We start from the raw sequence: 16,629 nt of genomic DNA, 5'->3' as shown, positions 1-16,629 counted from the left end.
ACCTTCAGCACCGTCAGCCGACCTGGCCCATCAGGGTGTTGAGCCCGGCATAGTCGAGACCGCCGGTCAGCGTCTCGTGGGTTCCCGTGCCCAGCAGCTCCCGCGCGGCGCGCCGGACCAGGGCGTACGCGGCCGCCGCGATGCTCGAACCCGCGCTGATCCGGGCCACTCCGAGGGCGGCCAGCGCGTCGACGGACGGCGCTCCCGGCCCCACCAGGATGTTCAGGGGGCCCTCGATGCCCTCGACGAGCGCCTTCACGGTCACCGGATCGACGACACCGGGGACGAAGACGCCGTCGGCTCCCGCGGCCAGGAACGCGGCAGCCCTCTCCACGGTCTCCTCCACCCCGCCCGCGCCGCGCAGAAACGTGTCGATGCGGGCATTGACGAACAGCGGCACGCCCGCCGCGTCGGCGGCCGCGCGGGCCGCCGCGATGCGCTCCGCCTGCTCGCCCACCGGGCGCAGCGGCCCGGCCCCCTCCGCGTGGAGGGCATCCTCGATGTTCACGCCCACGGCGCCCGCCGCGAGCACCGCGCGGACGGTGTCCCCCACGCCCTGAGCGTCGGGCGCGTACCCGCTCTCGATGTCCGCGCTGACCGGCACCCCGACCGCGGCGACGATCCGCGCGACGGCCGCGAGCGCGCCCTCCGTGTCCAGCCGGTCCCCATCCGCCGTGCCCAGCGCCCAGGCGAGCCCCGCACTGGTCGTCGCCACGGCCGCCGCGCCGGCCTCCTCGACGATCCTGGCGCTCGCCGCGTCCCAGGCGTTCGGCAGGACGAGGGGGCGGCCGGGGACATGCAGGGCGCGGAAGGAGCGGGCGGTTTCGCGGAGCTGCTCGGTTTCGGTCATGGAACCGACCCAAACACGGGCAGCGCGACGGGAGCTGGCAGGAATCCGACATGTACGTCGGGCGCGCCACCGTCCTGCAACCCGTGTCTCAGGAGGCATGAGGCACGCCGCCGTCCGCGAACCGGCGCAGGCGGGGTCCCATGCCGTCCGGCGGCCCGCAGACCTGGAAGCGCTCTGCCGTCCGGCGGCCCGCGTTCCAAGGGGCACGCCGGCGTCCTGGAACCGCCGTGGCCACACACGGGCCCCCGCGGAAACTCGTGTTCCCCGGGGGGCGCCTTTGCCCGTGTCCGTTCAGCTCGCGGTCGTCGCGGCCGTGCTCGTCGCCGTCGTGGCCGCCACGATCACCGCCGTACGGACCTCCTGGATGACCTTCCTCAGGGCAGGGGCCGCCGCGCCGCTGCGTTCGGTGAGTTCGTCGATACGGGCCTTGTGGAGCTTGCGCTCCTTGGGCGACGCGAGGGTGCGGAGCTCGGCCGCGGTGGCGAGGGCCACGAGGGCCGCGTCTCGGTCACAGACGTCGGCGACGGGCACGGGTCCCTCCAGCACCTGGCGCGCCTCCGCGCGCAGGGCCTCCACGGCAGGCACCCGGTCCAGCTCGTACTCCACGGAGGGGAAGATCCCGAGGACCCGCTTCTTCTCCGCCCGCAGATATCCCTCGGCGGCGAGCTGGGCGCGTACGGCGTCCAGGGTGACCCTGGCCCACGAGGTGACCCAAGGCTTCCACCTGCGGGGCCGGGACTCCGACACGAGTTCCAGGAGCCCGTCGAGGACGAGGTCTCCCGTCCGGGAGTCGGCGTCCACGGGGGTGACGATGCCGTCGTCGTCGACCAGCAGCCCGCGCTGGGCGAGCTCGGTGAGGGCGCCGGCCCGCACCAGATGATGGAGGTGGGTGGACCCGGTGATCTTCCGTTTCGAGGTGTCCCAGGCCAGGAGGTAGAGCCGGGCGGGCAACGAGAGCGGGCCGTTCGGCACGAGGTCTCCTTGGTTCGTCGGGGCGCGTTAATCCTTTGACAGCCCAGTGGGCCGTCCGTACGGTGTTCAGCGGTTCTGTTGCCGTCGAATGGAGAAGGACGTTGCTCGTCTGAGGTCTGAGACACCGCGTCACACACAGCCGGATCTGTCCGGCCCGCGTGTGCGCAGCGTGCGACCTCGGCGTTCGAGCCGTCCTTGGGTGCGGAGCCTTCTTCTCGCTCTCCTCCGAACTGGATCGTCGTCGCCTCGCGGTGTCCCGTACGCGTACCCCCGACCGCATCCAGCAACCGCGAGGCTCTCATGTCAGCGTTCCCCACCTCCATCACGTGCACCTCCCTGTCCTTCGCCTGGCCGGACGGCACCGAGGTCTTCGACGACCTCCAGGTCGCCATCGGACCCGGCATCACCGGGCTCGTCGGCGTCAACGGATCAGGTAAATCAACCTTGTTGAAGCTGATCGCCGGAGAACTCGCCCCGGCCGACGGCACCGTCCGGGTCGCGGGCGAGGTCGGCCATCTGCCGCAGAGCGTCACCCTCGACACCACCCTGCGGGTCGACGAGGCACTCGGTATCTCCGCCGTCCGCGCCGCCCTGCACGCGATCGAGGCGGGCGACGTGGCCGAGGAGCACTTCGAAGTCGTCGGCGACGACTGGGACGTCGAGGAGCGGGCCCGCGCGACCCTCGGCGAACTCGGTCTCGGGCACATCGAGTTGGACCGCACGATCGGCGAAGTGTCGGGAGGCGAGTCGGTGCTGCTGCGCCTGGCCGCGCTCCTGTTGCGCCGGCCCGACGTCCTGCTCCTCGACGAACCCACAAACAACCTCGACCTGTACGCGCGCCGGCGGCTGTACGCGGCTGTGGAGGCCTGGTCCGGAGTCGCGGTCGTGGTCAGCCACGACCGCGAACTGCTGGACCTGGTTGACCAGATCGCCGATCTGCGGTCCGGCGAGGTCACCTGGTACGGCGGGAACTTCTCCGCGTACGAGGAGGCGCTCGCCGGCGAACAGGAGGCGGCGGAACGCATGGTGCGCGTCGCCGAGTCCGATCTGAAGAAGCAGAAACGCGAACTGGTCGACGCACAGGTCAAGTTGGCCCGCCGCAAGCGGTACGGCCAGAAGATGTTCGAGCAGAAACGCGAGCCGAAGATCGTCATGGGTGCGCGCAAGCGGGCGGCCCAGGAGTCCGCGGGCAAGCACCGCATCATGCACGAGGAGAAGCTCAGCGAGGCGAAGGAGCGTCTCGACGAGGCGGTGGAGGCCGTACGGGACGACGACGAGATCCGGATCGACCTGCCGTACACGGCCGTACCGCCGGGGCGCACCGTCCTCACCCTCGACCGGCTGGAGCTGAGATACGGCGCGCGGGTGGACAACGTGTTCGATCTGCGTGGACCCGAACGCATCGCGCTCATCGGGCGCAACGGAGCGGGCAAGACGACGCTCCTGCGCACGATCGCCGGGGAGCTGGACGCCGTGTCCGGTGAGGTGCACGCCCATGTGCCCCTGCGCTTCCTGCCTCAGCGGCTCGACGTCCTCGACGACGAGCGGACCGTCGCCGAGAACGTGTCCCGGTACGCGCCCGGCGCCACCAACAACCGGATCCGGGCGCGGCTGGCCCGCTTCCTGTTCAAGGGCGCGAAGGCCGACCAGCGGGCGGCGACGCTCTCCGGCGGTGAACGCTTCCGCGCGGCGCTCGCGGCTCTGATGCTGGCCGACCCCGCGCCGCAGCTCCTGATGCTCGACGAGCCGACGAACAACCTCGACATGGCGAGCGTGCGCCAGCTCACCACGGCCCTGGAGTCGTACGAAGGGGCTCTGATCGTCGCCAGCCACGACATGCCGTTCCTGGAGTCGATCGGCATCACGCGACGGCTGCTGCTGGAAGGAGGAGAACTGAAAGAAATCGCGCCGGAAACTGTCGGGTATTCCTCCTAGTGCGGGGAGCGGGGGCGGCCTAGCGTCAGGGGTGGGCGGCGCCCGACGTCAGGCCGGGGGCTTTTGCGCGCGCGAACCGCGCTGCATGATGTTGCGCCGACACCCCCTGCCGATTCGGAGACCCGCCCGTGCCCAGTCAGAAAGCGCTCGTACGCCGGCCCAGCCCCCGCCTCGCCGAGGGGCTGGTGACGCACATGGAGCGGACGACGGTGGACGTCGACCTCGCGGTCGAGCAGTGGGAGGCGTACACCGAGGCGCTGCGCACGCACGGCTGGGAGACCGTCGAGGTCGACCCGGCGGAGGACTGCCCGGACTCGGTGTTCGTCGAGGACGCCGTCGTCGTCTTCCGCAACGTCGCCCTGATCGCCCGCCCGGGTGCCGAGTCCCGGCGCGCCGAGACTCCGGGGGTCGAGGAGGCCGTGGCACGGCTCGGCTGCTCGGTGAACTGGATCTGGGAGCCGGGCACCCTCGACGGCGGCGACATCCTGAAGGTGGGCGACACGATCTATGTGGGCCGTGGCGGCCGCACGAACGCGGCCGGGGTCCAGCAGCTGCGAGCGGTCTTCGAACCGCTCGGGGCGCGGGTCGTCGCCGTCCCCGTCAGCAAGGTGCTGCATCTGAAGTCGGCGGTCACCGCGCTGCCCGACGGGACGATGATCGGGCACGAGCCGCTCGTGGACACCCCCTCGCTCTTCCCGCGCTTCCTGTCGGTTCCGGAGGAGTCCGGGGCGCACGTGGTGCTCCTGGGCGGCGGCAAGCTGCTGATGTCCGCGGGCGCCCCGAAGACCGCGGAACTGCTCGCGGACCTCGGCCACGAACCGGTCCTGGTGGACATCAGCGAGTTCGAGAAGCTCGAAGGCTGTGTGACGTGTCTCTCAGTAAGACTTCGGGAGCTGTACGTCTGAACGAGTGAGCGATCCATCCGTCCGTCCGGCTCTGGGACCTCGACGTCCAGGGCTTCGTCCCGCGTGGGCCGGGAAGTGCGCGCCCTCGCCTGTAATACCGCTGATCAACGGCCTTTACAGGGCTCTTAACCTACGGAGACGTAACCTACGGAGACGTAGCCTACGATGCCGTAGGTTAGCTTTTCCGCTCGTTGTCCCGTCCCTCCCTGGAGTACCCGTGACGATCACTTCTCCTGACCTCGGCAGCCCGGCAGCCGCCTGGACCGACGCTCGCCTGCTGTACGCGCTGGAGGAAGTCGTCGAGACGGAGCTGAACCGTCACCTGAAGGTGGCCAAGGACTGGATGCCGCACGAGTACGTGCCGTTCAGCGACGCCCGGAACTTCCCCGGGATCTTCGAGGACGGCGAGGCCTGGGACAAGGAACAGTCCAAGGTCACCGAGATCGGCCGGATCGCCCTGGTGGTCAACCTCCTCACCGAGGACAACCTCCCGAGCTACCACCACGAGATCGCCTCCCTGTTCGGCCGTGACGGCGCCTGGGGCACCTGGGTGCACCGCTGGACGGCGGAGGAGGGCCGGCACGGCATCGTGATGCGCGACTACCTGCTCGCCTCGCGCGCGGTGGACCCGGACAAGCTCGAAGCGTTCCGGATGCTCCACATGAGCGAGGGCTTCGAGTCGGACAACCGCCACTCGATGCTGCACTCGGTGGCGTACGTCGCCTTCCAGGAGCTGGCGACCCGCATCTCGCACCGCAACACCGGTCACCAGTCGGGCGACCCGGTCTGCGACCGCATGCTGGCGCGCATCGCGACCGACGAGAACCTGCACATGGTCTTCTACCGCAACCTCCTGAAAGCCGCGTTCGAGCTCGCCCCCGACCTGACCATGCAGGCCGTCCGCGATGTCGTCGTCAACTTCCGGATGCCCGGTCACGGCATGCCCGGCTTCGAGCGCATGGCCGCGCAGATGGCCATCGGCGAGGTCTACAACATGCGCATCCACCACGACGACGTGCTCCAGCCGGTGCTGCGCCACCTCAAGGTCCTGGAGATGGACGGCCTCGGCCCCGAGGGCCTCAAGGCCCAGGAGGAGCTCGGCTTCTTCATGAGCGGCCTCGACTCGGAGGCCTCCAAGTTCGACGAGAAGCTCGCCACCCGCAAGGCCCGCATGGCGGCCCGCGCGACCGCGTAGCTCCACCAGCGAGCGCGCGGCTCCCGCGCAAGCGGCTCCGCGTGAACACGCTGCTCCGCACTTCGCCCCCGGCCCACACCGCCCCGCCTTTGCGCGGGGACGTGGTCCGGGGGCTCGCGCGCGTCCGGGCCAACGGAGCGCCCCCTCCGCCCGGGCCGGCGCGCGTCTGCGGGTTCGCGGCCGCAGGTTTCACAGGCACAGCCTTCACGGGCCCAGCCTTCACGACCACGGGGCTCTCCGAGGTGTTCCCGCCAAGCGGCGGCCCAGCCCGTACGGGTCCCGGTCGTGGCCGTCACGGCCACGGCGAGCGGCCTCTGGGCGTGGCGCCTTCGTCCGCCGCGAGATGTCGTACGGCGTCGAGCAGCGCGTCGGGGTCGCCCGGCTGTGACCGGGTGACCCGGTTCGCGTCATTCCATGGCGCGTCGCACTCGCCTCATTCCATGGCGCGCCGCAGGCCCAGGCGCTCCTTCTCGGAGAGTCCGCCCCACACGCCGAAGCGTTCGTCGTTGCTCAGCGCGTACTCGAGGCACGCGGAACGCATCGCGCACATCCCGCAGATGCGCTTCGCCTCGCGCACCGAGCTGCCCGGCTCGGGAAAGAAGAAGTCAGCCCCCGTCTGCGCGCACAACGCCTGCTCCTGCCAGGCGAGGTCGGACGGAGTGATGGTTTCCAAGTACATGGTCAAGAGCGTGCCTCGCGGCGAAAAACGTTCGATCAACACAGGATCAACGCCACGTACCGAAGCTCCCGGCGGCCTCGATGATGGCCCCGCGACGGGGCCCTGGGCACGGCGGCGCGCGGGAAGGATGACAACAATACGAATCACGGCAGCCACCAAGAGTAATGGCGACGGTCGCTCCGGGGCGGCTTGCGCGTCTCGACGGCGATTGTCAGTGGGCGGTGGAAGACTCGGCACCAAAGGCAACGGGACCCCTCAAAGGAGGGCAATCATGCTCACCACCCGCTTCGTCAACGGCGCCCCGAACTGGCTGGATGTCGGCACATCCGACATCGAGGGCGCCACCACCTTCTACGGAGGCCTTTTCGGCTGGCAGTTCCAGTCGGCAGGGCCCGACGCCGGTGGCTACGGCTTCTTCCAGGTCGACGGAAAGACCGTGGCCGGCGGCATGCAGATCACCGCCGAGCAGGGCCCTCCGTCCTGGAACATCTACTTCCAGACCGAGGACGCCGAAGCCACGGCCAAGGCGGTCGAGCAGGCCAAGGGCACGGTGCTCATGCCGCCCATGGACGTGATGGGCGAGGGCCACATGGCCATGCTCGCCGACGCGGCGGGCGTGACGTTCGGCATCTGGCAGCCGGGCCGGACCAAGGGCCTGGGCATGGCCGGTGACCCGGGCTCGCTGTGCTGGGTCGAGCTCTACACCCCGGACATCGCGGCGGCCGCCGCGTTCTACAACTCGGTCTTCGGGTGGAACACTTCGGCGGTTCCGTTCCCCGGCGGCACCTATACCTGTATCAACCCCGCTGGGACCGAGGAGGAGAGCATGTTCGGCGGCGTCATGGCGCTCGCCGACGACCCGGTCGAGGCGAAGACCGGTGCGTACTGGCTGCCGTACGTCGAGGTCGCCGACACGGACGCCGTGGTCGCCAAGGCCCAGGAGCTCGGTGGCACGGTCCGTATGCCCGCGACGGACATGGAGGGCGTCGGCCGCATGGCCAAGCTCGCCGATCCGTACGGGGCACGCTTCGCGGTGATCAAGAGCGCACCGCAGCAGGGCTGACGTCTCCGATCGGCGGGACCCCGGCACACGGGGTCCCGCGATCGCCGTCGCGGTCGCCATCACTCGTCGCTCGCCATTCTCAGGCGTCCCCCTCAGGCGTCGCCGTGACGCGTCACCTCAGGCGTCGGCGTCGACCGCGCCCACTCCGCCGCCGTTTGAGCCCGCGCCGGGAGCGAGGAGACCCGCGCGAAGGCCTGCCGGACCTACGCGGAGACCCGTCGCACGACCGTCGTCGGCAGGACCACTCCGGAGGGCGCGGACACCGGGCCTTCCGCCCCCGCCCCGCCCTCCAGGCCGCGGATCAGCAGCCGGGCCATCAACCGGCCCATTTCCTCTATGTCCTGACGAACCGTCGTCAGTGGCGGATCCGTCTGCTCGGCGATGGGCAGCATGTCGTCGAAACCGATCACGGCGACGTCCTCGGGCACCCGTCGCCCGCGCTCACGCAGAACGCGCAGCACACCGAGGGCCGACAGGTCGTTCGCGACGAACACCGCGTCCACGTCGGGGCACCGCTCCAGCAGCTCCCGCATCGCCCGTTCGCCGCCGGCGGGTGTGAAGTCGCCCTGCGCGACGAGCGCCGGATCGGCGTCGGCCATGACGTCCCGGAAGCCGTCCAGCCGGTCGACCGCGGATGTCTGGTCGAGGGCGCCGGTGATGTGGGCGATGCGCGTCCGCCCGAGACCCAGGAGGTACCGAACGGCCTGCCGGGCACCACCGCGGTTGTCGCAGTCGACGTAGACCGCCTCGCGGACACCCTCGCCCCAGCCGGGCCGTCCGCCGAACACGGTCGGCACGCCCGCGCCGTGGATCAGGCCGGGCAGCGGGTCGTCGAGGTGCAACGAGAAGACGAGCGCGCCGTCGACATGGCCGCCGGTGAGATAGCGGGCGACGCGGGCGTGGTCGTCGCGGCCCTCCGTGAGCAGCAGAACGAGCTGCGAGTCGTGCGCTGTCAGTTCCTTGCTGATGCCGCGGAGTTGGAGTGCGAAGAAGGGGTCGGCGAAGACCCTGGTCTCCGGCTCGGCGATCACCACGGCCACCGCGTCGTGGCGCCGGGTGACGAGACTGCGGGCGGCCTGGTTCGGCACGTACCCGAGTTCTTCGACGGCCCGGCGCACCCGTTCGACGAGCGGCTCACGGACCCCGTCCCCACCGTTCACTACGCGCGACACGGTGGCCCGGGAGACCCCGGCCCGCGCGGCCACGGCCTCCAACGTGGGGCGCGACACTGTCTCGGTCACCTCAGGGCACCTCCTCGGCGGATGCGGATCAGGATAACCGCGCGGCCGCTCCCTCGGTGAGAGCGCTCCCCGATCACTGAGAACGGCTCGAACCGATCACGTGGAGGGGGTCTTGACGGAGGGTGTGCGCCCCGAGGGGGGTGAGACGGGTCGTGATCAGGGCGCCGCTGATCCAGCCGAGCGAGCGCAACTACCCGGCGGCTACGCGTCCTCGTGCTTGGCGCGGCTCGGCTGTACGCGCTTGGGCTCGCCCGGCATCTTCGGGTACTCGGGCGGGTACGGGAGGTCGCCGAGGCCGTGGTCGTGCTCGTCGCGGCTGGCGAGTTCCAGCAGGGCCTCCAGGGAGAAGGCATGGTCGTCCATGTCGGCGTGCACATCGCCGAGTTCGGCGAAGCGCCCCGGCATGGTCGCCAGGTCGAAGTCCCGGGGTCTGGCGTCCTCCACCTCGTCCCAGCGCAGCGGCGCGGAGACCGGGGCGTGCGGGCGGGGGCGTACGGAGTAGGCGGAGGCGATGGTGCGGTCGCGCGCGGTCTGGTTGTAGTCCACGAAGATCTTCTCGCCTCTCTCCTCCTTCCACCACGCGGTGGTCACCTGATCGGGCATACGGCGTTCGAGCTCGCGCCCGACGGCGATGGCGGCCCGGCGCACCTGGGTGAAGGTCCAGCGCGGCTGGATCGGCACGAAGACGTGCAGCCCGCGGCCCCCGGAGGTCTTGGGCCAGCCCCGCAGATCGCCGTACTCGTGGAGGACCTCACGCAGTTCGTGGGCCGCGCGCACCGCGTCGGCGTAGTCCGTACCGGGCTGCGGGTCGAGGTCGATGCGCAGTTCGTCGGGGCGGTCGACGTCGTCGCGGCGGACCGGCCACGGGTGGAACGTGAGGGTGCCGAACTGCGCGGCCCACAGCACTGCGCCGGGCTCGGTGGGGCACATCTCGTCGGCGCTGCGGCCGCTGGGGAAGGTGATGTGGGCGGTCGGGATCCAGTCGGGCATGTTCTTGGGCGCCCGCTTCTGGAAGAAGGACTCGCCGGTCACCCCGTCCGGATAGCGCTCCAGGGTGGTGGGGCGGTTGCGGAGGGCGCGCAGGATGCCGTCGCCGACGGCGAGGTAGTACCGGGCGAGGTCCAGCTTCGTGAAGCCGCGCTCGGGGAAGAAGATCTTGTCCGGGCTGGACAGACGTACGCTCCTGCCGGCCGCTTCGAGTTCCACCGCATCGCCCATGCGAGCCACGGTAGGCGCAGCTCGCAGACCGCGCACACCGGGCGGATGCCCGCGCCGCCGCGCAGAATCGAAGCATGGACCTGCCGGTGATGCCGCCCGTGAAGCCGATGCTCGCCAAGTCCGTGGCGAAGATCCCGCCGGACATGCACTACGAGGCGAAGTGGGACGGCTTCCGGGCCATCGTGTTCCGCGACGGCGACGAAATGGAGCTCGGCAGCCGCACCGGCAAGCCGCTGACCAGGTATTTCCCCGAGCTCGTGGAGGCGTTGCGGGCGCGGTTGCCGGAGCGCTGTGTCATGGACGGGGAGATCGTGATCGCCAGGGACGGGCGGCTCGACTTCGACGCGCTCACGGAGAGGATCCACCCTGCGGACTCACGGGTGCGGATGCTGGCCGAGAAGACCCCCGCGTCTTTCGTGGCGTTCGACCTGTTGGCGCTGGCCGACGAATCGCTGCTCGACGTTCCGCTGGGCGGCCGGCGCGCGCTGCTGGTGACGGCGCTGTCCGGGGTGACGGCGCCGGTGCATGTGGCGCCGGCGACCACGGACCGCGAGGTGGCACAGCGGTGGTTCGAGCAGTACGAGGGGGCGGGGCTCGACGGGGTCATGGCGAAGCCGCTCACGCTGCCGTATCTGCGGGACGAGCGGGCCATGTACAAGATCAAGCACGAGCGGACGGCGGATGTCGTCGTCGCCGGCTACCGCTTCCACAAGAGCGGACCGGTCGTCGGGTCGCTGCTGCTCGGTCTCTACGACGAAGGGGCCACACTCCAGCACGTGGGCGTGAGCGCCGCGTTCACGATGAAGCGGCGTGCGGAGCTGGTGGAGGAGCTGGAGCCGTTGCGGCTGGAGGACTCGGCCGAGCATCCATGGGCGGCCTGGGCGCAGGAGGCGGCCCACGAGACGGCGCGGTTGCCGGGCGCGCCCAGCAGATGGTCGGCGAAGAAGGACCTGTCCTGGATCCCGATCAGGCCCGAGCGGGTGGCCGAGGTGGCGTACGACCACATGGAGAACGGCGTACGGTTCCGGCACACGGCCCGCTTCCGCCGTTGGCGCCCCGACCGCACCCCTGAGAGCTGCACGTACGGACAACTGGACGAGCCGGTCGGCTACGACCTCGCGGAGATCCTGGGCCCGCAGGACTGACGCGCCGGGCGCGGAGCGGCCTCCTCCGCGCCCGGCCCGTCCTGCCCCGGATCATCCCGCTGAGCCGATCAGCTCAGTCGACGCGCGCATTCAGAAACGATCGGGTATGGCCACCGATGAACTGATGAGCGCACAATCGATGGCACGGGACAGGTGGCACGGTGGGCATGCGAGAGATGGTGCGGATGAGGCGCGGCGCATGGACGGCGGCGCTGCTCGCCGTCGCGGTGACGGGCTCCCTGCTGACGGGCTGCACCTCGGGGGGCGGACCGACGGACGACGGCCGGGGCCGGACCCCGAGCGAGAGCGGCAGGCCGAACACCGGCTCGGTGCTCGCGGTCAAGATCGACAATGTGCCCGCGGCCCGCCCCCAGACGGGGCTCGACGCGGCCGACGTGGTGTACGCGGAGCAGGTCGAGGGCGGTCTGAGCCGGCTGATGGCGATCTTCGCGAGCACGCTGCCCAAAGCCGTCGGACCCGTGCGCAGTGCCCGCGAGTCGGATCTGGAGCTGCTGAGACAGTTCCACGAGCCCACGCTCGCCTTCTCCGGGGCCCAGCGCAGGTTGCTGCCCCTGATCGACGACGCTCCGCTGCATCCGGAGCCGCCGGGGAAGCTGTCCGGCGCCTGGTACCGGGGCGCGGGCAAGGCCGCGCCGCACAATCTGTATCTGCACCCGCAGGACCTGTTGGGCTCCGCGCCGGGCGGCGCCGCGCTGACCACCGGCTTCCGTTTCGGTGCGCCGCCCGCGGGCGGCACCCCCGAGAGCTCCCGTACGGTCCGCTTCCCGTCGGCCCGCTTCACCTTCACCTGGTCCGCCGAGCGCGAGCGCTGGCTGGTGGCCATGGACGGCACGCCGACGGTCACGACCGACGGCACCTCGGTGGCTCCGGCGACGGTGGTCATCCAGTACGTGAAGGTGCGCACGTCCAAGTACCACGACGTCCTCGGCAACAACTCGCCGTACACGGAGTCCGTGGGCTCGGGCACGGCGCAGGTGCTGCGCGACGGCCGCGCCTTCGACGCGAACTGGACGCGGCCCGAACCCACCGACGGCACGCGGTTCACGACCCCGGACGGCACGCCGATGAACTTCGCGCGGGGCCAGGTGTGGGTGGTCTTCGCCAAGGCGTGAGGCGGCAAGCGGGGTCCGGCTCCCACCGGCCCCGCGTCCGCGCCACGACTCGGGCGGGCTCCCACCGTCCGGCCCCGCGTCCGCGCCACGACTCGGGGCGTGGCTCCACATCCGGGGCCGAGGCCCCCTCGCCTCGCCGGGCAGCCCTCAGCGCTGTGCGCCGAGGGGTTCCGCGGGATTGCGGAGCCCCTCGGCGGCGTCGGAGACCCGCTGGATGAGGTCGAGGAAGAGGGCCTGCTCCTCGGCGGAGAGGGGGGCCAGGAAGACCTGGTTCATGCGCGCCGTGCGGACGGTCAGTTTGCGGTGGATGCGAACCCCGTCGTCCGTGAGGCGGAGCAGGAAGCGCCGTCCGTCCTGCGGATCGCGCACCTTGTCCAGCAGGGCGCGCCGCCCGAGTCGGCTGATGACCTCGGCGATCGTGGACCGGTCGAGCCCGACCCGCTCCCCCACCGTGCGCTGGTCGAGGCCGGGCTCGGCGACGAGCGCGTTCAGGACCGCGAACTGGGGCGAGGTGATCTCCTCGGAGACCATCGTGTTCCACAGCAGGTAGTGCGCCTGCTGCAGTCGCCGGGCCAGGTGCCCGGGGTGGGTGGAGAGGTCCACCGCGGCCATGTGCGCTCCTCGGGTCCGGTACGTGCTGGTGACCGCGCCGCACCAGGGTCGTATGCGTTGATGCACTGAATTCGTCGGTGCACTGAACAATACCTGCCCTCCCATTCCCTGTCCCGACCTCAGACGACCCTCAGCATCTCTCGAATCAGGCACTCATCTGGAGTCTTGACGGACCGAAGCCCGGGTGGCAGCGTGTGGAGAACCTCGGAGAATTAGTCAGTGCCCTGATTAATTCAGGTGCTGGACACTCGGGAGAGATGAGGCTTCACGGATGGACAAGGTGGTCGCCACAGCGCTGGAGGCGGTGGCCGACGTACCGGACGGCGCGACGCTGACGGTCGGCGGATTCGGCCTCAGCGGTGTACCGAACGTGCTGATCGAGGCGCTCCACGAGCGTGGCGTCCAGGGGCTCGGAGTGGTCTCCAACAACTGCGGGGCCATGGACTCCGGGCTCGCGACCCTGCTCGCCGCCGGACGCATCGCCCGTGTCACCGGCTCGTACATCGGCGCGAACAAGGAGTTCGCCCGGCAGTACCTGGCCGGCGAACTGGAGGTCGAGATGATCCCGCAGGGCACGCTGGCCGAGCGGCTGCGCGCGGGCGGTGCCGGGATCCCCGCCTTCTACACGCCCGCCGGAGTCGGCACGCTGGTCGCCGACGGCGGACTGCCGTGGCGGTACGACGGCCACGGCGGCGTCACACTGGCCTCCCCGCCGAAGGAGGTGCGCGAGTTCGACGGCACCCCGTACGTGCTGGAGCACGGCATCCGCACCGACTTCGCCCTGGTACGGGCCGCGAAGGGCGACCGGCACGGCAACCTCGTCTTCAACAAGTCCTCCCAGAACTTCAACCCGCTCGCCGCGATGGCCGGCCGGGTGACGATCGCCGAGGTCGAGGAACTCGTGGAGCCGGGCGGGATCGATCCGGACGCGGTGCATCTGCCGGGCATCTTCGTACAGCGCGTCGTGGCTCTGACCCGCGAGCAGGCGAACGCCAAGATGATCGAGAAGCGGACGGTCTCGGCGTCCGCGGCGGACGGAACGGTGAGCGAGTAATGGCCTGGAGCAGGGAAGAGATCGCCGCCCGCGCCGCGCGTGAACTCGCGGACGGCCAGTACGTGAACCTCGGCATCGGCCTGCCCACGCTGATCCCCAACCACCTCCCCCCAGGCGTCGAGGTGATCCTGGAATCGGAGAACGGCATCCTGGGCACCGGCCCCTACCCGGCCGAGGACGAGGTCGACCCCGACCTCATCAACGCGGGCAAGGAGACCGTCACGGTCCTGCCCGGCGCCTCGTTCTTCGATTCCGCGCTGTCCTTCGGGATGATCCGCGGCGGGCACATCGACGTCGCGGTGCTCGGCGCGATGCAGGTCTCGGCCGGCGGCGACCTCGCCAACTGGGCCGTCCCCGGCAAGATGATCACCGGCATCGGCGGCGCGATGGACCTCGTCCACGGGGCCCGTACGGTCATCGTCGTGATGACCCACACCGCGAAGGACGGCTCGCCCAAGATCCTTGGGGAGTGCGAACTGCCGCTCACCGGGAAGGCGTGCGTGAACCGGATCATCACCGATCTGGGCGTCCTCAACGTCACCGCCGAGGGCCTGCTCCTGGTGGAGACCGCGCCGGGTGTCACAGCCGAGGAGATCAGGGCGAGGACCGCCGCCGAGATCCGCGTCGTGGAGGAGATCCCGTCGTGAAGGACGTCTACATCGTCGATGCCGTCCGGACACCGGTCGGCAAGTACAACGGCTCGCTGGCCGCCGTCCGCCCGGACGACCTGGCGGCCCACGCCATCCGTGAACTCCTCGCCCGGACCCCGGACCTGGACCCGGCGCGGATCGAGGACGTGTACTTCGGCAACGCCAACGGCGCGGGCGAGGAGAACCGGAACGTGGGCCGGATGGCCGCCCTCCTCGCCGGGCTGCCCACCTCCGTGCCGGGCGTGACCGTCAACCGGCTGTGCGCCTCCGGGCTCGAAGCCGTCATCCAGGCGGCCCGCGCCATCGCGCTCGGTGACGCCTCGATCGCCCTGGCCGGTGGCGTCGAGTCGATGACCCGCGCGCCCTACGTCCTGCCCAAGAGCGACCGGCCGTTCCCCGCCGGACACGCCGAGCTGTACTCCACGACCCTCGGCTGGCGCATGGTCAATCCGCGGATGGACCCGCACTGGACCATTCCGCTCGGCGAGTCGGCCGAACTCATCGCCGACAAGCACAAGATCACCCGCGAGCAGCAGGACGAGTTCGCCCTCGGCAGCCACCGCAAGGCGGCCCGAGCCCGGGCGGAGGGTCTGTTCGACGCCGAGATCGCTCCGCTGTCCCTGCCCCGCCGCACGGGTGAACCGGTCGTGTTCGACTCCGACGAGTGCGTACGCGCCGACGCGTCCCTCGACGCCATGGCCCGGCTGAAGCCCTCCTTCCGCACCGAGCGGGGCACGGTGACCGCGGGCAACGCCTCACCCCTGAACGACGGCGCCGCGGCCCTGCTGCTGGTCGACTCCGAGGGACTCAGGGCCACCGGCCGCGAACCCCTCGCCCGGGTCTCCACGACCGGCGTGTCCGCCGTCGACCCGCAGTACTTCGGGCTCGCCCCCGTCGAGGCCGTGAACCGCGCACTCGCCAAGTCGGGTAAGGGATTTGACGATCTGTCGACTCTGGAGCTGAACGAGGCCTTCGCCGCCCAGGTCCTCGGCTGCGTCGCCGAATGGCCCGAGTTCGACCTCGGGATCCTCAACCCGCAGGGCGGCGCCATCGCCCTCGGCCACCCCCTCGGCGCCTCCGGTGCCCGGCTCGCCGGCACCGTCGCCCACCAACTCGCCCGCAAGGGCAGCGGAGTTGGTGTCGCCACCCTCTGTATCGGCGTGGGCCAGGGCCTCGCCCTCGTCCTCGAACGCTAGGAAGTCGACCATGGCTCTCACTCAGTCGGACATCGACGTCGAGATCAAGGATCTCCAGGACGCGTACGACAAGGCGGTCGCCGGCGGCGCGCCCGTGCGGCACCATCCCGATCGCGACTACGCCCCGTACCGCAGCTCCCGGCTCCGCCACCCGAAACAGCCGCTGGTCGCCGTGAGCGGCGGCGACCCGGAGACGGTCGAGCTGTCGGGCCCGGTCTTCGGGGTCACCGACATCACCGAGATCGACAACGACCTCACCCTGCAGCACCGGGGCGAGCCGATCGGCGAGCGGACGACCGTCTCGGGCCGGCTGCTCGACCGCGAGGGCCGTCCGGTACGCGGCCAGCTCGTCGAGATCTGGCAGGCCAACTCCGCGGGACGGTACGCCCATCTGCGCGAGCAGCACCCGGCACCGCTCGACCCCAACTTCACCGGCGTGGGACGCACCCTGACGGACGATCAGGGCCGGTACACCTTCACCACGATCAAGCCGGGGCCGTACCCGTGGGGCAACCACACCAACGCGTGGCGGCCCGCGCACATCCACTTCTCCGTCTTCGGCACGGCGTTCACCCAGCGGCTGGTGACCCAGATGTACTTCCCGGGCGACCCCCTCTTCCCGTACGACCCGATCCTGCGGTCCGTGACGGACACGGCGGCCCGCGGCCGTCTGATCGCCGACTACAACCATGATCTCTCGCGGCCCGAGTTCTCCCTGGGCTACGAGTGGGACATCGTCCTCGACGGTCCCTCCGCCACCTGGATCGAGGAAGGCCGTTGA

General features: G+C 70.6%; 16 protein-coding genes. 10 read left to right on the top strand and 6 right to left on the bottom strand.

Annotated features, from left to right (window positions below):
• Positions 1-13: 13 nt before the first annotated feature.
• Positions 14-850, bottom strand: coding sequence for an isocitrate lyase/PEP mutase family protein (locus tag ACZ4N5_RS32585; protein WP_467760625.1), 837 nt, complete (start codon positions 848-850; stop codon positions 14-16).
• Positions 851-1,141: 291 nt separating this feature from the next.
• Positions 1,142-1,822, bottom strand: coding sequence for a GOLPH3/VPS74 family protein (locus ACZ4N5_RS32580; RefSeq protein ID WP_467760624.1), 681 nt, complete (start codon positions 1,820-1,822; stop codon positions 1,142-1,144).
• 300 nt (positions 1,823-2,122) lie between these two features.
• Between ACZ4N5_RS32580 and ACZ4N5_RS32575 the strand changes: the two genes are divergently transcribed.
• The 3 genes from ACZ4N5_RS32575 to ACZ4N5_RS32565 all read left to right on the top strand — a co-directional run bounded on the left by ACZ4N5_RS32575 (position 2,123) and on the right by ACZ4N5_RS32565 (position 5,857).
• Positions 2,123-3,757, top strand: a complete 1,635-nt coding sequence (locus tag ACZ4N5_RS32575) for an ABC-F family ATP-binding cassette domain-containing protein (protein WP_467760623.1) — start codon at positions 2,123-2,125, stop codon at positions 3,755-3,757.
• A 128-nt stretch (positions 3,758-3,885) separates the two neighbouring features.
• On the top strand, positions 3,886-4,662 hold the full coding sequence (gene ddaH, locus ACZ4N5_RS32570; protein ID WP_467760622.1) for a dimethylargininase: 777 nt from the start codon (positions 3,886-3,888) through the stop codon (positions 4,660-4,662).
• 217 nt (positions 4,663-4,879) lie between these two features.
• On the top strand, positions 4,880-5,857 hold the full coding sequence (locus ACZ4N5_RS32565) for an acyl-ACP desaturase (protein ID WP_467760621.1): 978 nt from the start codon (positions 4,880-4,882) through the stop codon (positions 5,855-5,857).
• 433 nt (positions 5,858-6,290) lie between these two features.
• Here ACZ4N5_RS32565 and ACZ4N5_RS32560 read toward each other — a convergent pair whose 3' ends face one another.
• On the bottom strand, positions 6,291-6,536 hold the full coding sequence (locus ACZ4N5_RS32560; RefSeq protein ID WP_355847810.1) for a WhiB family transcriptional regulator: 246 nt from the start codon (positions 6,534-6,536) through the stop codon (positions 6,291-6,293).
• Between the two features lie 271 nt (positions 6,537-6,807).
• On the opposite strand from ACZ4N5_RS32560, the gene ACZ4N5_RS32555 reads away from it, so the two are divergent.
• Positions 6,808-7,599: a VOC family protein gene (locus ACZ4N5_RS32555; RefSeq protein WP_467760620.1), complete on the top strand. Its 792-nt coding sequence runs from the start codon at positions 6,808-6,810 to the stop codon at positions 7,597-7,599.
• Positions 7,600-7,802: 203 nt separating this feature from the next.
• Here ACZ4N5_RS32555 and ACZ4N5_RS32550 read toward each other — a convergent pair whose 3' ends face one another.
• A complete protein-coding gene (locus tag ACZ4N5_RS32550) occupies positions 7,803-8,840 on the bottom strand; it encodes a LacI family DNA-binding transcriptional regulator (RefSeq protein ID WP_467760619.1) in 1,038 nt (345 codons plus the stop codon).
• Positions 8,841-9,041: 201 nt separating this feature from the next.
• On the bottom strand, positions 9,042-10,058 hold the full coding sequence (gene ligD, locus ACZ4N5_RS32545; RefSeq protein ID WP_467760618.1) for a non-homologous end-joining DNA ligase: 1,017 nt from the start codon (positions 10,056-10,058) through the stop codon (positions 9,042-9,044).
• A gap of 74 nt (positions 10,059-10,132) precedes the next feature.
• On the opposite strand from ligD, the gene ACZ4N5_RS32540 reads away from it, so the two are divergent.
• Positions 10,133-11,203, top strand: coding sequence for an ATP-dependent DNA ligase (locus ACZ4N5_RS32540; protein ID WP_467760617.1), 1,071 nt, complete (start codon positions 10,133-10,135; stop codon positions 11,201-11,203).
• A 176-nt stretch (positions 11,204-11,379) separates the two neighbouring features.
• The gene (locus tag ACZ4N5_RS32535; RefSeq protein WP_467760711.1) at positions 11,380-12,336 is read left to right on the top strand and encodes a DUF3048 domain-containing protein; all 957 of its coding nucleotides are present in this window, start codon (positions 11,380-11,382) and stop codon (positions 12,334-12,336) included.
• A 147-nt stretch (positions 12,337-12,483) separates the two neighbouring features.
• Here ACZ4N5_RS32535 and ACZ4N5_RS32530 read toward each other — a convergent pair whose 3' ends face one another.
• On the bottom strand, positions 12,484-12,948 hold the full coding sequence (locus ACZ4N5_RS32530; protein ID WP_467760616.1) for a MarR family winged helix-turn-helix transcriptional regulator: 465 nt from the start codon (positions 12,946-12,948) through the stop codon (positions 12,484-12,486).
• Positions 12,949-13,219: 271 nt separating this feature from the next.
• On the opposite strand from ACZ4N5_RS32530, the gene ACZ4N5_RS32525 reads away from it, so the two are divergent.
• Genes ACZ4N5_RS32525 through pcaH form a run of 4 tightly spaced genes read left to right on the top strand, consistent with a single transcriptional unit; the run spans position 13,220 to position 16,629 of the window.
• Entirely contained in the window at positions 13,220-14,002 is a 783-nt protein-coding gene (locus ACZ4N5_RS32525) for a CoA transferase subunit A (RefSeq protein WP_467760615.1), read from the top strand.
• Complete coding sequence (locus tag ACZ4N5_RS32520; RefSeq protein ID WP_467760614.1) at positions 14,002-14,649, top strand: CoA transferase subunit B; 648 nt, start codon at positions 14,002-14,004, stop codon at positions 14,647-14,649. The genes ACZ4N5_RS32525 and ACZ4N5_RS32520 overlap by 1 nt, the downstream gene beginning before the upstream one ends.
• A complete protein-coding gene (locus tag ACZ4N5_RS32515) occupies positions 14,646-15,848 on the top strand; it encodes a thiolase family protein (protein WP_467760613.1) in 1,203 nt (400 codons plus the stop codon). The genes ACZ4N5_RS32520 and ACZ4N5_RS32515 overlap by 4 nt, the downstream gene beginning before the upstream one ends.
• A gap of 10 nt (positions 15,849-15,858) precedes the next feature.
• Positions 15,859-16,629 carry a protocatechuate 3,4-dioxygenase subunit beta gene (pcaH, locus tag ACZ4N5_RS32510; protein ID WP_467760612.1) on the top strand — a complete coding sequence of 257 codons (771 nt, stop codon included), beginning with the start codon at positions 15,859-15,861 and terminating at the stop codon, positions 16,627-16,629.

The organism is Streptomyces sp. NPDC026500 (assembly GCF_055567635.1).
The sequence above is the reverse complement of the archived record's forward strand: the minus strand, read 5'-3'. Positions and strand labels throughout refer to the sequence as shown.

Excerpts from the sequence above, each read along its gene's own strand:
- ACZ4N5_RS32525 (WP_467760615.1), top strand. The coding sequence starts at position 13,220 with ATGGACAAGGTGGTCGCCACAGCGCTGGAGGCGGTGGCCGACGTACCG.
- ACZ4N5_RS32560 (WP_355847810.1), bottom strand. The coding sequence starts at position 6,536 with ATGTACTTGGAAACCATCACTCCGTCCGACCTCGCCTGGCAGGAGCAG.
- ACZ4N5_RS32540 (WP_467760617.1), top strand. The coding sequence starts at position 10,133 with ATGGACCTGCCGGTGATGCCGCCCGTGAAGCCGATGCTCGCCAAGTCC.
- ACZ4N5_RS32520 (WP_467760614.1), top strand. The coding sequence starts at position 14,002 with ATGGCCTGGAGCAGGGAAGAGATCGCCGCCCGCGCCGCGCGTGAACTC.
- ACZ4N5_RS32575 (WP_467760623.1), top strand. The coding sequence starts at position 2,123 with ATGTCAGCGTTCCCCACCTCCATCACGTGCACCTCCCTGTCCTTCGCC.
- ACZ4N5_RS32535 (WP_467760711.1), top strand. The coding sequence starts at position 11,380 with ATGGTGCGGATGAGGCGCGGCGCATGGACGGCGGCGCTGCTCGCCGTC.
- ACZ4N5_RS32585 (WP_467760625.1), bottom strand. The coding sequence starts at position 850 with ATGACCGAAACCGAGCAGCTCCGCGAAACCGCCCGCTCCTTCCGCGCC.
- ligD (WP_467760618.1), bottom strand. The coding sequence starts at position 10,058 with ATGGGCGATGCGGTGGAACTCGAAGCGGCCGGCAGGAGCGTACGTCTG.
- pcaH (WP_467760612.1), top strand. The coding sequence starts at position 15,859 with ATGGCTCTCACTCAGTCGGACATCGACGTCGAGATCAAGGATCTCCAG.
- ACZ4N5_RS32530 (WP_467760616.1), bottom strand. The coding sequence starts at position 12,948 with ATGGCCGCGGTGGACCTCTCCACCCACCCCGGGCACCTGGCCCGGCGA.
- ACZ4N5_RS32555 (WP_467760620.1), top strand. The coding sequence starts at position 6,808 with ATGCTCACCACCCGCTTCGTCAACGGCGCCCCGAACTGGCTGGATGTC.